Annotated in this window: 15 protein-coding genes; 3 read left to right on the top strand and 12 right to left on the bottom strand. The window is 40.2% G+C overall.

What is annotated here, in order from left to right; genetic code table 11:
• Positions 1–52: 52 nt before the first annotated feature.
• The 3 genes from QRD39_RS06530 to parE all read right to left on the bottom strand — a co-directional run bounded on the left by QRD39_RS06530 (position 53) and on the right by parE (position 4,613).
• The gene (locus QRD39_RS06530) at positions 53–2,116 is read right to left on the bottom strand and encodes a hypothetical protein (RefSeq protein ID WP_285956047.1); all 2,064 of its coding nucleotides are present in this window, start codon (positions 2,114–2,116) and stop codon (positions 53–55) included.
• Positions 2,117–2,196: 80 nt separating this feature from the next.
• Positions 2,197–2,643 carry a hypothetical protein gene (locus QRD39_RS06525; protein WP_285956046.1) on the bottom strand — a complete coding sequence of 149 codons (447 nt, stop codon included), beginning with the start codon at positions 2,641–2,643 and terminating at the stop codon, positions 2,197–2,199.
• Between the two features lie 20 nt (positions 2,644–2,663).
• Complete coding sequence (gene parE, locus QRD39_RS06520) at positions 2,664–4,613, bottom strand: DNA topoisomerase IV subunit B (RefSeq protein WP_285956045.1); 1,950 nt, start codon at positions 4,611–4,613, stop codon at positions 2,664–2,666.
• A gap of 137 nt (positions 4,614–4,750) precedes the next feature.
• On the opposite strand from parE, the gene plsY reads away from it, so the two are divergent.
• The gene (plsY, locus tag QRD39_RS06515) at positions 4,751–5,392 is read left to right on the top strand and encodes a glycerol-3-phosphate 1-O-acyltransferase PlsY (RefSeq protein WP_008534079.1); all 642 of its coding nucleotides are present in this window, start codon (positions 4,751–4,753) and stop codon (positions 5,390–5,392) included.
• A gap of 121 nt (positions 5,393–5,513) precedes the next feature.
• Here plsY and QRD39_RS06510 read toward each other — a convergent pair whose 3' ends face one another.
• The 9 genes from QRD39_RS06510 to QRD39_RS06470 form a co-directional block, all read right to left on the bottom strand.
• Entirely contained in the window at positions 5,514–5,882 is a 369-nt protein-coding gene (locus QRD39_RS06510; RefSeq protein WP_285956044.1) for a helix-hairpin-helix domain-containing protein, read from the bottom strand.
• Between the two features lie 73 nt (positions 5,883–5,955).
• Positions 5,956–6,210: a DUF1912 family protein gene (locus QRD39_RS06505; protein ID WP_002889075.1), complete on the bottom strand. Its 255-nt coding sequence runs from the start codon at positions 6,208–6,210 to the stop codon at positions 5,956–5,958.
• A gap of 111 nt (positions 6,211–6,321) precedes the next feature.
• Positions 6,322–7,272 carry a homocysteine S-methyltransferase gene (mmuM, locus tag QRD39_RS06500; RefSeq protein WP_285956043.1) on the bottom strand — a complete coding sequence of 317 codons (951 nt, stop codon included), beginning with the start codon at positions 7,270–7,272 and terminating at the stop codon, positions 6,322–6,324.
• Between the two features lie 11 nt (positions 7,273–7,283).
• Entirely contained in the window at positions 7,284–8,660 is a 1,377-nt protein-coding gene (locus QRD39_RS06495) for an amino acid permease (protein WP_285956042.1), read from the bottom strand.
• Positions 8,661–8,785: 125 nt separating this feature from the next.
• The gene (yihA, locus tag QRD39_RS06490; RefSeq protein WP_008534074.1) at positions 8,786–9,385 is read right to left on the bottom strand and encodes a ribosome biogenesis GTP-binding protein YihA/YsxC; all 600 of its coding nucleotides are present in this window, start codon (positions 9,383–9,385) and stop codon (positions 8,786–8,788) included.
• Positions 9,386–9,395: 10 nt separating this feature from the next.
• Complete coding sequence (gene clpX / locus QRD39_RS06485) at positions 9,396–10,622, bottom strand: ATP-dependent Clp protease ATP-binding subunit ClpX (RefSeq protein ID WP_285956041.1); 1,227 nt, start codon at positions 10,620–10,622, stop codon at positions 9,396–9,398.
• 17 nt (positions 10,623–10,639) lie between these two features.
• Positions 10,640–10,810, bottom strand: coding sequence for a hypothetical protein (locus QRD39_RS06480; RefSeq protein WP_008534072.1), 171 nt, complete (start codon positions 10,808–10,810; stop codon positions 10,640–10,642).
• A 4-nt stretch (positions 10,811–10,814) separates the two neighbouring features.
• Entirely contained in the window at positions 10,815–11,318 is a 504-nt protein-coding gene (locus QRD39_RS06475) for a dihydrofolate reductase (RefSeq protein ID WP_002889081.1), read from the bottom strand.
• Between the two features lie 107 nt (positions 11,319–11,425).
• Positions 11,426–12,286 (bottom strand): thymidylate synthase, encoded by an 861-nt coding sequence (locus QRD39_RS06470; protein WP_021145798.1) that lies wholly within the window; start codon positions 12,284–12,286, stop codon positions 11,426–11,428.
• 472 nt (positions 12,287–12,758) lie between these two features.
• Here QRD39_RS06470 and QRD39_RS06465 point away from each other — a divergent pair, with 472 nt between their 5' ends.
• The gene (locus QRD39_RS06465; RefSeq protein ID WP_285956040.1) at positions 12,759–13,925 is read left to right on the top strand and encodes a hydroxymethylglutaryl-CoA synthase; all 1,167 of its coding nucleotides are present in this window, start codon (positions 12,759–12,761) and stop codon (positions 13,923–13,925) included.
• Position 13,926: 1 nt separating this feature from the next.
• The gene (locus QRD39_RS06460) at positions 13,927–15,198 is read left to right on the top strand and encodes a hydroxymethylglutaryl-CoA reductase, degradative (protein ID WP_285956039.1); all 1,272 of its coding nucleotides are present in this window, start codon (positions 13,927–13,929) and stop codon (positions 15,196–15,198) included.
• Positions 15,199–15,285: the final 87 nt, after the last annotated feature.

The raw sequence follows: 15,285 nt of genomic DNA, 5'->3' as shown, positions 1-15,285 counted from the left end.
AATAACATAACCTCTCTTTTTCATAAAATATAATTAAAGCATTCTTTCTATATCATTTTATCAAATCCAACCAACATTCAATCATATCTTTAAATTCTATTGCTTTTTGTTTGATTGATTTTTCTTTCTTATTTTTTTCAATATAAGCTTTTAATTCTTTTCTCTCGTCAACTTTTTTTTCTAATTCGAATTCTCTCTCCTCAATTAATTCTTTCTTTTCCTCGAAGGTTTTGGACTTACTCTCATTTATTCCCCTAATGTTTTCCTTAATCTTATTTATTTTCTTCTCGGACTCCCTATGCTCTTCGATTTTCTTGTTATAATCTTTAACATAATCTTCAAAAGAAGAGACACTTGATTTCAACATCCTTTCTATATGGAAAGGATCAATTCTGTATAAAAATCCCAATAACAACTGAGCTGTCTTTCTCTTCTCTTCTTCATCAAACATATCAGTGAAATTAGATGAAGACCGCTTGACTCTATCACTCGCATGACTATCAGAATTCAATATCAATCGGTACATATATGCTTCAAAAAATTCCCGTTCAGTTTGATCTGTTATTTTATTAAGCAGTCCCTCATTTGTAGAAATCTCACTAGGCCCCAAATTATAATTAAAGGTTGCGTATGCCTCTAGAACCCTTCTCATAGCATTACCAATGTAAGAGTCAAGTTCTGGAGCTAAATTAAGGGCATACTTAAATATCCAATTAATTTGTTCTTCATAAAAATTATATTCACAATCTCGTTCTTCTAAACCATAGGAAGTTAATTCTCTATGCTGTACTTGTTCTTCTTTTGTTCTTCTATCTTTATCTTTTGTTCTTCCATTTTTATGATAACAAACTATATCATCAAATATCTTACTAAAATGATAATATACTTCTTCATCATGAGTGAAAATAACAAACCTAATTTCACTATAAAGTCCCGTTAATTCCTTTATCTGTTTTCTAAAGAAACCATACAAACCAACTTTATTTGAATAATCCGTACTGGAAATAGGATCATCAAGAACAAGTAAAACCGACTTTTTATCTTCTGTACTATCAATCTTATTCTTTAACTCATAAAATGAATAAATCAAGGTAATGATATTCTTCTCAGCTGCAGACAATCGACTAAATTTAACAGATTCTCCTCTTGATAAAAGTTTCCCACTTTCATCAATCTGTAAACGATCTGAATCAAAAAATATTTGGGACAACTGAGGATTTATTTCTTTAGAAAATTCCTCTGAGATATTATTAAGACTCTTTTCCTTTAATTCCTCTAAGAATGACAATAATTTTCTATATTTTTCTATAAAACCACTCAAACCTTCTATTGAAGATTTTTGAATACTTTCCAGTTCATTCAATATAGTTTTGTATTTAACATTAGTCTCTTTTTCACCTTCCATATCTTCAATAAAACCCGAAGAAAGTTTCAATGTAGTATGAAATTCAGCTAATTCCTCTGCATTATATAATTTTTCTTGAATATCTTTTGTTTCTTCTGTTTTAGATGACCAATCAATATTATTTATCTTTTCAAGTACCTCAATCGGAGAAAGGCTATATTTGTAATACGTAAGTTTTGCCTCTCTCTTATTAAATGTACCTATATCAGTCAGAATTTTATTATTATAAAGCAATCTAACAAGCATTTTATCAGGATCATTACGATTCCCACCATGCTTTAATAGTCTCTCCACTTTATCTTTCAATTCCTCACATCGTTTATTTATTTCACCATCAATTTGATTGATAATTCTAGCACTATCTGAGTTTAAAACAAATATTGATTGGTCACCAATATTTGTAAAACGATTACTTGAATTTTCCTTTATAACATAAATAACGTCACTATTAGTCACTTCATATTCTAAATCGTCTGAACCATAAACTGAAATGCTGTTCTCTCGCTCTATTTCATTTAAATCATCGTCTTCTAAATCAATAGCATATTCAGCAAGTTCAGTTGCTATAGTCGTCTTTCCCATCCCATTTCTAGCAAAAATTAAGATTGGTTTGTAATATTTTTTCTCTTTTTTGTTAAAACTTTTAAATTCTAAATCTACGACTTTACTAGGCAATGAATCTTTTTTTATAGTAATTTTTTGATATCCCATTTTATACTTCCTAAATTCTACAAACTCCTTGTTTGAGTAGCATGTAAATTCAAACTCCCATATATTTAGTGGAAATCTAGCTAAATAAATTTCAAAATTTTATGATAAATTTCCCGGCTTCGTTCACGACTTTTTCGATAAGGATCATTTGGTACTTCATTGGAAGTATATTTTATTGGACGACCATTATATTCAAATAATTTATGAAATTCATCCGCCTCACCAACAAACACTGAAATATCATAATTAAGCATCGCTCTATTATCCTTGTATTGATCCCCAGTAATATCAATAATGACATTATTAATTGTAACTAACCAAACATGTGATTCTGAATCCCACCCGTAACCACATTTTCCAAACACACACAATGTTTCGATTCCATGCTCATATAAATACCTTTGTAGACAGTCACTTATATAATTACAACATCCGTTTGGAAAATTCTCTAAGTCACTATCCCTAAGTTCTCCAGCTTGAATAGCTTTTTCAATAGCATACCTAAACTTTATTGCAATTTCTTTCAATTCGGAATTATCTCCCATACCTAAAATACGCCGCTTTCTTCCAAGGTAAATTTAACGTTATCTTCAATCCATTGACGGCGTGGTGCTGGTTTATCTCCCATAAGGACTGAGACACGACGTTCAGCACGCACTAGGTCGTCAATCGTCACTCGGATAAGGGTTCTTGTCTCTGGATCCATGGTTGTTTCCCAAAGCTGGTCAGCATTCATTTCACCAAGCCCCTTGTACCGTTGAAGAAGAGCGCCACGACCAAATTTTTGACGAAGTTCTTCAAGTTCGCCGTCCGTCCAAGCGTATTCGACAACTTCCTTCTTGCCTTTACCTTTGGACATCTTGTAAAGAGGAGGCAGAGCGATATAAACGTGTCCTGCTTCCACTAGTGGACGCATATAACGATAGAAGAAAGTAAGAAGCAAAGTTTGGATGTGAGCCCCATCGGTATCGGCATCGGTCATGATGATAATCTTGTCGTAGTTGATATCGTCAAGGTTAAAATCAGCTCCAACTCCTGCACCGATAGTATAAATCATGGTATTGATTTCTTCGTTTTTGAGAATGTCTGCCATTTTGGCTTTCTCAGTGTTGAGAACCTTCCCTCGAAGAGGAAGAATGGCCTGGAATTTACGATCACGGCCTTGTTTGGCTGAACCGCCGGCAGAATCCCCTTCGACCAGATAAAGCTCATTTTTCTTAGCATTTTTAGACTGGGCTGGCGTCAATTTTCCTGACAAGAGTCCCTTGTCTTTTTTATTTTTCTTGCCATTTCGACTGGCATCACGAGCTTTTCTGGCAGCTTCACGGGCATCACGGGCCTTGATAGCCTTACGCACCAAGTTCGAAGCCAAATCTCCATTTTCCATAAGGAAGTAGGTCAAATGCTCTGAAACGATGCTATCCACAATAGGACGAGCTAAAGGAGATCCAAGTTTGTCCTTGGTTTGTCCTTCAAACTGAAGGTGTTCTTCAGGAACCAAGAGCGAGATAACTGCTGACAAGCCCTCACGGTAATCTGACCCTTCAAGATTTTTATCCTTTTCTTTGAGAAGGCCTGTCTTACGGGCATAATCGTTAAAAGCCTTGGTAATAGCTGATTTAAAACCTGTCTCGTGAGTACCGCCATCCTTAGTACGGACATTATTGACAAAGGAAAGGATATTATCAGAGTAACCGTCATTGTACTGAAGGGCTACTTCTAGGTGAAATTCCTGCTGGTCTCCATCAATATAGATGACTGGTGTCAGCGTTTCCTTGTCCTCATTCAAGTAAGTTACAAAGTCTTGAACCCCATTTTCATAGTGGAATTCTTCACGAACTTCTTCTTCGCCACGCAAGTCTGTCAATGTCATGGTGACATTCTTAAGAAGGAAGGCTGATTCTTTGAGACGTTCTGAAATGGTGTTAAATTTGAAGTCAGTCGTTGAAAAGATACTAGCATCAGGCATAAAGGTAACTTTTGTACCTGTCTTAGATTTAGGTGCCTTGCCGATTTTTTCAAGTCCTGTTACAGGGTGACCCCCATTTTCAAAACGCTGACGATAGACGCTACCATCACGGGTAATCTCTACCTCAAGCCAGCTAGATAGCGCATTAACAACTGAGGAACCCACACCGTGAAGACCTCCAGAAGTCTTATAACCACCTTGTCCAAATTTACCACCTGCGTGGAGGACGGTGAAAATAACTTCAACTGTTGGTTTACCCATGGCATGCATCCCTGTCGGCATCCCACGTCCAGAGTCAGAAACAGAAACGGAACCATCCTTATTTAGGGTGACAGCGATGACATCACCAAAGCCTGAGAGAGCTTCGTCGACGGCATTATCGACAATCTCCCAAACCAGGTGATGAAGACCTGTCCCATCCGTTGAGCCAATGTACATTCCTGGGCGCTTGCGAACCGCATCTAACCCTTCCAGTACCTGAATGGCATCATCATTATAATTATTTACATTTATTTCTTTTTTAGCCAAGAGTGACCTCCAAAATTTTCATCCTTATTATTTTATAGGTTTTCAGAAGAATTTGCAAAGGAAATCAGGAAAGCTGTTAGCTTATCTTAAATCTGACCAACTTTGTCAATTACTAAGCTGTATGCTATAATTATCTCATGAAAATCTTATTATTAATTCTTATCGCCTACCTGCTGGGTTCCATTCAGACTGGTCTTTGGATTGGAAAAGTTTTCTTTCATACGAATCTTCGGGAGCACGGATCTGGAAATACTGGAACAACTAATACCTTCCGTGTTCTTGGTAAGACGGCTGGCACAATCACTTTCTTAGTGGACATGCTTAAGGGGACTTTGGCAGTGCTCCTACCGGTTTGGTTGGGTGTCACAGCTGTATCTCCTCTAATCATTGGTTTCTTTGCCATCATTGGACATGTTTTCCCAATCTTCGCTAGTTTTAAGGGTGGAAAGGCAGTTGCAACAAGTGCTGGGGTGCTTCTTGGTTTTGCCCCCCTCTACTGCGTCTTCTTGCTCTTGGTCTTTGCTCTAACGCTCTATCTAACCAGCATGATTTCATTTTCAAGTGTCACTGCTGCAGTTGTTGGGCTGATTACCCTGGCTACTTTCCCGGCTATCCATTTTTTACTAGATGGGTATGACCCAATCTTTAGTGCTGTTCTTATCATCATGGCTTTAGTGATTATTTTCCGTCACACTGAGAATATGGCCCGTATTCGCAAGCATCAAGAAAACTTGGTCCCTTTTGGACTTAATTTAACCAAACAAAATCCAAAGAAATAAATAATTCAGATCTATCAACCACTAGCAAAAAGCTAGTGGTTTTCTGTTCTGACAATCACCAAAATAGCTAATAAGGCAAACAATAAAGATCCGAAGTCTCGACCTCGGATCTTTTTAAGGATTAGGCTTTAAAGCTGACACCATTTTCTTTCAATTTTTTAACAGTTGCAGGTCCTACACCTTTAAGGGCTAGGACTTCTTCTTCAGTCACACCTGCAAAGGCTGCTGCTGACGTCAAACCTTCATTGTAAAGAGTCTCTACAAGGTTTGAACGAAGGCCTTCCACTTCTGGAAGTTCTGAAAAGGCTTCAAGACTAAGGTCTTTAGCGACCACTTCCTCTTCAGCAACTGGCTGCGTTTCAGCAACCGCTTGTGGGGCTACTGGTGGTACCGGAGCAACTGGTGGAACAGGGGCTTTCAGATTATTGAAAAGTCCTTGTTTTTTCAAACGGTGTTTAAAAGCCTTCTTTTTATTTTTTACTTTTGCCATGTGTTTTTTCTCCCATTTTGAAAGACGACTTCTTCCTATAGAAGGTCGTCGCTCATTTCTTTATCATTTTCTATTAATAGTGACGTTCCCCGAACAAGCCTTCTGGCATATCATGGAAACCTTTACCGGCACGATAATTGGTAAACTTACCAATTAGGAAATTGTAGGCATCTAATTTAGCTTCATAACGGAAACTTGCGTCACGGGCACGTTCATCACCATCTTCTTCCCAAATTTTCTTACTAGCGGCTAAGGCTTTTTCGTTTACTTTAACTTGGGTAACAACCCATGCTTCAAAGTCTTTTAGAAATTCTTGTTCGTAGGTCATATTTTCCTCTTCATTTTAAAAACCAGCTTAACGCTGGATTTATTTTTACAGATAGTATGTAGGCCGTTTGGCCTTACAATCACATATTATAACAAATAATTAGAAATTTGACTAGGTTCTAAATTCTTGATATAAGGCCTTGATGTCATTTGGACGTGTACGACAGCACCCCCCTAAAATCTGAACCCCAAAATGAGCATGCCAATCTTTGCTATGTTCGAGCAGGGTGAGGGCATCCTTGTCTTTAGGTTTCCAAGTTTGACTGTCACCATCATAAACTTCACCCGAATTAGGGTAAGTAATAAGTGCCTTGCCTGCCTTCTTGAGAACAGGTAGAGCTTGTTCATAAAGAATCGGCGAACTGCAATTGATTCCTACCGCCAAGATTTGATTAGACTGAGAAACAAGCTTGGCCATCTCATCTAGAGAAGTCCCATCGCTGATGGCATCTGGAACCTGAATGGTAAAACTGATATAAGCTTCTACCTCAGGAAATTCTTCAGCCAAAAGCTCAACCAAGGCTTGTGCTTCCAGATGATTAGGAATGGTTTCCAAAGCCAACAAATCGACACCCTGATCTAGGAGAACATGAATTCGAGGGCGATGAAAATCCTTAAGAGTTTCAACGGTAACCTGACCATAATCTCCACTATACTCAGAACCATTGGCCAAATAGGCTGCGTAAGGACCAACATCTCCAGAAATCAAAGGATAGGGACGCTTGGCTTTCTCGGTCTCATCCAAGGTTGACCATATCTTATCTCGTGCAGCCTTTGCCAACTGGACCGTTAGGGCAATAACCTGCTCCGCTTCTCTTTCAGTAAGCCCTGCCTCCATCAAGCCCGGTAAGGTCGCTTGATAAGATGATGTGGTAATCAAGTCAGCCCCAGCAGCTACATAGGTTTCGTGAATTTCTTGAATAACCTCTGGCTTCTCAAGAAGGTACTTGGCTGACCAGAGCTTGCCTGAAATATCATAACCCAAGGCCTCCATCTCTGTTCCTAGTGCGCCATGAAGAATGAGAGGGGATTTATTTTCCAAATAATCTTTAAATATTGCCATGAAAGACCTCCTTACCATTTTTTAAAGCGAAGGTAGTGATAAAGGTAACAGAAAATCATGAAAGGAATACCAAAGTAGAGTCCCGCACGTTGTGAACTATCCCAAGCAATCCCAAGCACAGAAATAGCCAATAGAACGATTGTGATATAAGGAAGGACAGGATTAAACGGAGTCTTATAGTCCAGTTGGTCTTCAGAATGTTCTAGCTTCCACTGTTTACGGAAATTAAGCTGTGCCATAGGAATAGAAAGCCAAACAACTACAACTGCAAAACCAGCGATTGATACCAAAGCTAGATAAACCGTATCTGCTGCATAGATACTTGAGAAGAGCGATAAAACTGCTCCGGCCATGGAAATCAAAAGAGCTGTCATTGGAACACCGTGCTTATTAATTTTCACTAGCTTTTTATTGAGCATTCCCTCATTGGCCAAAGACCAAAGCATACGGCTCGAAGCGTAGAGTCCCGAATTCCCAGCAGAAAGAATAGCTGTCAGGATAACAAAGTTCATGATGTCTGCCGCAAATGGAATCCCCATCTTGTCAAAAACATCAACGAAAGGGGCTGAGGATACCCCTGCTTCTTTCATGGGAAGAAGCGAAGCCAAGACCACAATGGTCAAAACAAAGAAGATAACCAAGCGTCCAATGGTCGTTTTAATAGCACGTGGAACAGCCTCTTTAGGATTATCTGTCTCACCAGCTGCGATACCGATTAACTCTGTTCCCGAAAAGGCATAATTAACAGCCAACATGACTGACACAATGGCAAGACCACCATTTGGAAAGAGACCATTAGCCGTCAAATGCTTAAACATAATAGCCTCATGGTGACCATCAAAACTCACCAAACCGAACATTGCTCCAAGACCGAGAATGATGAAGACCAAGATAGCAATGACTTTTATTGACGAGAAGAAGGATTCCGCTTCCGCAAAAGACCTCACGCTCAAAGCATTAATCCCAAAAATCACTAAGGCAAAGAAGGCTGCAAAAATCCAAGCTGGAACTGATGGAAACCAACGTTGCATCAACATGGCAGCACCCAAAAATTCTGTTCCCAAGGCAACCGTCCAACAAATCCAATAAAGCCAGGCTACTGTAAAGCCGGTTCCCGGACTAATAAACTTAGTAGCATAGGTGTGGAAGGACCCCGTCACTGGCATAGCTACTGCTAACTCCCCCAATGAAAGCATGACCAAGTAAACAACGATAGCTCCCACAAGATAAGATAGGATAGCACCGAGGGGACCCGCTTGTGCAATCGTATAGCCTGAGCTCAAGAAGAGACCAGTACCAATGACACCACCCAACGATAGCATAAAGAGGTGGCGTGAAGTCATCTTCCGTTGGAACTGACCTTCATTTTCATAATTATGGTTTTCCATAAATTCCTCCAAAAATGTAATAAAACAAGCTTATCACAATATCATCTCCTTGGATAATAGGTGGAAACTATCAAAGAGATAGACACAAACTATCACAAAAAAACTCGGATTTCTCCGAGCTCTTCTTACAATTCTGACAAAATCGTATCCCATGCTTCATCATAACCGTCACGTGTGACAGATGAAAAGACGATGAAATGGTCATTTTTATCGAAATTAAGTTTTTTCTTTATGACGGATTCGTGCTTGTTCCATTTTCCACGAGGAATCTTATCAGCCTTAGTCGCTACAACGATAACTGGAATCTCATAATACTTGAGAAATTCATACATTTGAATATCGTCCTGAGTTGGTTCATGTCGAAGGTCAACCAAGCTAACAACGACACGAAGATTGTCTCGAGTCACGAGATACTCCTCAATCATTTTCCCCCATTTGGCACGTTCTTTTTTGGAAACGCGGGCATAACCGTAGCCTGGCACATCCACAAAACGCAGTTTATCGTCAATATTATAGAAGTTAAGCAATTGCGTTTTTCCAGGTTTTCCAGAAGTACGGGCAAGGTTTTTACGACCAAGAAGTGTGTTGATAAAGCTTGATTTACCAACATTTGAACGTCCTGCAAGGGCAACTTCAGGCAGGTCATCTTGTGGGTAATGGCTCTTATTTGCTGCACTGAGCAGAATCTCAGCATTATGGGTATTTAGGACTTGTTCTTCAGCCATACATCCCCCTTTACACCGTTTCCATAATCGGTGAAGCAGTGCCATCCACAGCTTCTTTGGTGATGCGAACCTTTGTAACATCTTCTTGACTCGGAATGTCAAACATGACATCCATCATGACTTCTTCAATGATAGAGCGAAGTCCACGAGCACCTGTCTTACGTTCGATTGCCTTGCTTGCAATAGCCCCAAGAGCCTCCTGATCAAACTCAAGTTCAACGCCATCATAAGACAAGAGAGTTTGATACTGTTTGACCAAGGCATTCTTAGGCTCGGTCAAGATGCGTACCAAATCATCAACGGTAAACTGTTCAAGAGCAGCAAGGACTGGCAAACGCCCAATGAACTCAGGGATAAGACCGAATTTTTGGATATCTTCAGCGACAATTTCTTGCATATAGGATGAATCATCATCAATTGCCTTATTATTTTGACCAAAACCAATGATTTTCTCACCCAGACGTTGCTTAACGATATCTTCGATACCATCAAAAGCACCACCCACGATGAAGAGAATATTCTTCGTATCAATTTGAATCATCTCTTGGTTAGGGTGTTTACGACCACCTTGAGGGGGAACACTGGCCACTGTTCCTTCAATAATTTTCAAGAGGGCTTGTTGAACCCCTTCACCTGAAACGTCACGAGTGATGGAAACATTCTCACCTTTTTTGGCAATTTTATCAATCTCATCGACATAGATGATACCACGTTCCGCACGTTCAATATTGAAATCTGCGGCTTGAATGAGTTTGAGGAGGATATTTTCCACATCCTCACCCACATAACCTGCCTCTGTCAATGAAGTGGCATCAGCAATTGCAAAAGGTACATTCAAACTACGAGCCAAGGTCTGAGCTAAGAAAGTCTTCCCTGAACCTGTTGGTCCAATCATAAGAATATTTGATTTTTGCAGTTCCACTTCGTTGTCTTCACGACTTTCGGTGAAGTTGATACGTTTATAGTGGTTGTAAACAGCTACTGCCAAGGCACGTTTAGCACGATCTTGCCCTACGACATAGTTGTTCAAAATATCCAAAAGTTCTTTTGGCTTTGGTGTTTCAGCCAAGTCAGCCAAAACTTCCTCTGCCATTTCTTCACGAATAATTTCTTGTGACAAGGCCACACATTCGTTACAGATAAAGACGCCATTCCCAGCGATAATTTTCTTTACTTCTTCTTGGTTTTTGCCGCAAAACGAACAATAAACCATTTCTTCATTACGATTTCCAGCCATTTATTCCTCACTCTTTTCTAAAATAGGGTGCCATAGAAGGCGTGAATAGTATTGACAAGGTTAGTAAAAGCATTTAATAAGAGAAAAACTGCTAAACCATAACGTTTCTTACGAAAGGCAGGGATTGCGGACAATACACATAGTACTCCCAATAATGCAGTAAATAATCCAAAAACACTACGTTGCATGAACCTAGTCTCCTTCTTTTTCATAGCGACTTACGCTAAAATCATAGGCATTTTTATCATCCTTAACCACTAGATGTCGTGATACCTCTTTAAATGCCGTCATATCTAGTTGTGGAAAATACGTGTCTCCCTCTAAATCAGCCTCGATAGTTGTCTTAACGAGTGCATCATAGTGACCATCAAAAGCCTTGTAGACACCAGCACCGCCAGCAATATAGAGGTCCTTATCTTGCTGTTCAAACCAAGCTAGAGCTTCCTCAACACTAGTCACCACTCTCACACCCTCACAGCTAAAATCCTTGTCTCGTGTCAAAATCAAGGTTTCACGTCCTGGTAGACAACGGCGATTCATGCCATCAAAGGTCACACGCCCCATAAGAATAGCTGAACCCATGGTTGTTTTTTTGAAATGTGCCAGTTCAGCAGGCAAGTGCCAAGGCATGGTGTGATTCTTCCCAATAACATGGTTATGAGCTTCCGCCCAAATAGCAATGAGTTGTTTAGACATAGTATTTCCTTTTCTTTTTACGTTTACAATCCATTCTAACAAAAAAAGAGAAAAAGAGCTTGGAAAAACTTTGCCAGCTCTTTATGGGCTTAAATCATAAGCATTTATTAAATTGCTAAGTCAAATTTGAGTTGGGGTTTAACAGGATCATAGTCCACCAATTCAAAATCTTCTGGTTTAATATCGAAAAAATTAGTTCCATCAGGAACATTAAGGATCAAGCGTGGTTGGCAGTCAGACGGTTGACGCTTGAGAAGTTCCTCGGCTTGCTCAAATTGATTGTCATAAACATGGAGGTTATTGACAAAATAAAAGAACTTACCAATTTTCCAGCCAAAATGCTTGGCAATCATCATCTGAAGAGCCACATACTGCATGGCATTAATGTGATGGGCCACCAACATATCGTTGGAGCGCTGCGTCAAGGTCGCATCCAAATAAATGTCCTCACCCACACGACGAACGTCAAACATGGTCTGAAAGGCACAAGGCTGAAGCCCCGCTGTCTCCTCGAAGGCTTCATAATCCCAAAGAGAAATGACATTACGGCGATTCCAAGGATTGGCCTCTAACTGGGCTAGTAAACGATTAATGATGTCGTGTTTCTTAACAACCGCCCCATAACGCTGACCAATTGAACGCTTGTCCCCATTATTAGCAGGCACGTCTTCAACTTCCCAATCATTCCAATAGTGGACATTATACTTATCTTCAAGGACATCTAAGCTGTTTGTCTGGTCTTGATAAATCCAGAACACTTCTTTGATGGCAGATTTGATAGCGATAGGACGAAGAGTCGTAATTGGAAACTCTCCCTTACTTAAATCATATTCTGCAAAAGAACCTGTGATGTATTTGGAGTTGGCTGTTGTACCATCCTTGTATTTGGGACGTGCTTGCTCCGACCAAACACCTTCTTCCATGATTTTAGTGATATTTTCTTTAAAAATAGTATCTGCTTTTGTCATGATTTTCCTCTTTATTCTATTTAAAAACAAAGTATTTTTTAAGACTTTCCTAAAGTGATTACGGACGTCTTAGAACTTCTTCGAAGTTCCAAGACTAATTTTTGAGCCTATGGTCTCAAAAATTCCGAGTGTCTGTAAACAAAACACTTTATTCACAGACACTGCTCTCACAGCGGAAAGTCTCACTTAACGTTCGCAATGATTTCAATATCTAACAACAATTTTACTTTTCTAACATAGCTAAAAAAATAGTAGAGTACCACTTCAATTTTACCTTATTCTACTTCAAATGAGAAACAAAAGGGTCATGTTCCCCCAAGGAAAGTCTTGTAAAATTCTCTAGCCCTTATCAAAAAATAAGATATTACTAACTATCAAAGTTTTTTCAAGGCGAAAGCGCTCTTTTATGGTAAAATCACTATAGATTAGTATCCTCTGGATGCTCTACAATGAAGAAAAAAGGAAACATCATATGTCTATTGGAATTGACAAGATTGGTTTTGCGACCAGTCAATATGTTCTAAACATGGCGGATCTAGCTCTTGCCCGTGGGGCAGAGCCGGAAAAATTCAGCAAGGGGTTGATGCTTGATGCAACTAGCGTTACACCGATTACGGAAGATATCGTGACACTTGCTTCTGATGCAGCCGCTGACATTTTAACCGACGACGACAAGCAGGCCATTGATATGGTCATTGTGGCTACTGAGTCTTCCATTGACCAATCCAAGGCTGCTGCAGTTTATGTCCATAATCTTCTCAACATTCAACCATTTGCCCGTTCTTTTGAAATGAAGGAAGCCTGCTATGCGGCAACTGCCGGACTGAACTACGCTAAATTACATGTAGCAGCCCATCCAGATAGCAAGGTTCTGGTTATCGCTAGTGACATCGCCCGTTATGGTGTAGGTTCCTCTGGGGAGTCTACTCAGGGGGCTGGTGCCGTAGCTATGCTAGTCAGTCAGGATCCTCGTATCTTGGAGCTTGCTGATGACAATGTGGCACAAACCCGTGATGTCATGGACTTCTGGCGTCCCAACTATAGTTCAACGCCTTATGTTCAAGGTATTTACTCAACCAAACAGTACCTTGACAGTTTGAAAACCACTTGGTCAGCTTATCAGGAACGTCATCAAGCAGATTTCGCTGATTTTGCAGCTTTCTGCCTTCACCTTCCTTATCCCAAATTGGCTCTTAAGGGACTTAATAAAATTATTCCAAAAGATTTGAACTCAGAGAATAAAGAGCGTCTCACAAGTAACTTCGAAGCTTCTATTACCTATAGTCGTCAAATCGGGAATATCTATACAGGGTCACTTTATCTTGGACTTCTTTCCTTGCTTGAACAGTCGCAAGACCTTAAAGCTGGAGACAAGATTGGCTTCTTCTCTTATGGTTCTGGAGCTGTCTCTGAAATTTTCTCAGGATATCTGGTTGAAGGCTACAAAGACCTGCTTCGTTCAGACCGTCTAGATACCTTTGCCAAACGTCAAAAGTTAAGTGTTGCCGACTATGAAAAACTTTTCTATGAAGAAGCTCAGTTAGATGACACTGGTTCTAGCCAATTCGCTGAATATCAAACTGGCCCTTTCCGACTGACTGAAATCTCTGAACACCAACGTATCTATAAAGGAAATTAATATGACTAAACTCTCTTGGACAGGTTTTTCCAAGAAGACACCGCAAGAACGCAAAGAGCATTTGAAAAATAATGCTCTTTTGTCTCAGGAAAATCAAAATCTTCTGGGTAATGATCACCAACTTTCTCTTGAAACCGCCAATCAAATGGCTGAAAATGTCATTGGTCGCTTTACACTTCCCTTTGCCATTTGCCCAGACGTCTTGGTCGATGGCGTGACCTATCAGGTTCCCATGGTTACTGAGGAACCTTCTGTTGTAGCTGCTGCTTCTTATGCCAATAAGCTCATTAAGCGCTCTGGCGGTTTCACAACAACGATTCATGATCGTCAGATGATTGGACAAGTCGCCCTCTTTGATGTCCCCGATAAAGCCACTGCTTCAAGTAAAATTCATGCAGCTAGTCAAGAGCTTATAGAGATTGCTAAAGAAGCCCACCCTTCTATCGTTAAACGCGGGGGAGGGCCACGCAAGCTCTGGACTGACACCAAGGGAGACTTCCTCATTGTCTATCTAGCTGTCGATACCCAAGAAGCCATGGGAGCCAATATGGTCAACACCATGATGGAAGCGCTGGTACCAGAATTGGAAAATCTCTCCCAAGGTCAAAGCCTCATGGCCATTCTCTCAAATCTAGCTACCGAAAGCCTTGTGACAGCGACTTGCCGTCTTAGCACACGCTTCCTCAGTCGAAATAAGGAAGAAGCCCATGACCTAGCCAAGAAGATGGAACTCGCCAGCCAACTGGCTCAGGTAGACCCTTACCGAGCAGCTACCCATAATAAGGGAATTTTCAATGGTATTGATGCCCTAGTTATCGCAACCGGAAATGATTGGCGAGCAGTTGAGGCGGGAAGCCATGCCTATGCTAGCAAGGATGGTAGCTACCGTGGCCTGTCTACATGGACCTATGATCAAGAGGCTAAGGAACTGGTGGGAGAATTAACCCTACCCATGCCTATTGCAACCCGTGGTGGTTCTATTGGACTTAATCCGAGTGTATCTATTGCCCATGATCTGTTGAACCACCCAGATGCCAGAACCCTTGCCAGTATCATCGTCTCTCTTGGACTGGCCCAAAATCTGGCTGCCCTTAAGGCATTGACCTCAACAGGAATCCAAGCAGGACATATGAAACTCCAAGCTAAATCTCTGGCCCTGTTAGCCGGAGCTAGTCCCGAAGAAATGCCTCAAGTTTTAACTGAGCTTCTCAAGGCCAAACATATGAATCAGGAAACTGCTCAAGCAATTCTAGAGAAACTTAGAAACTCATAAAAGTGATAGAAGAACAGTCCAAAAAATCACATAATCTTATTGAATAACAAATAAAGATGTTGGAAATATTATCTCAACATCTTTTTT

The sequence above is a fragment of the Streptococcus raffinosi genome, assembly GCF_030284685.1.
GTDB classification, from domain to species: domain Bacteria; phylum Bacillota; class Bacilli; order Lactobacillales; family Streptococcaceae; genus Streptococcus; species Streptococcus raffinosi.
The sequence above is the reverse complement of the archived record's forward strand: the minus strand, read 5'-3'. Positions and strand labels throughout refer to the sequence as shown.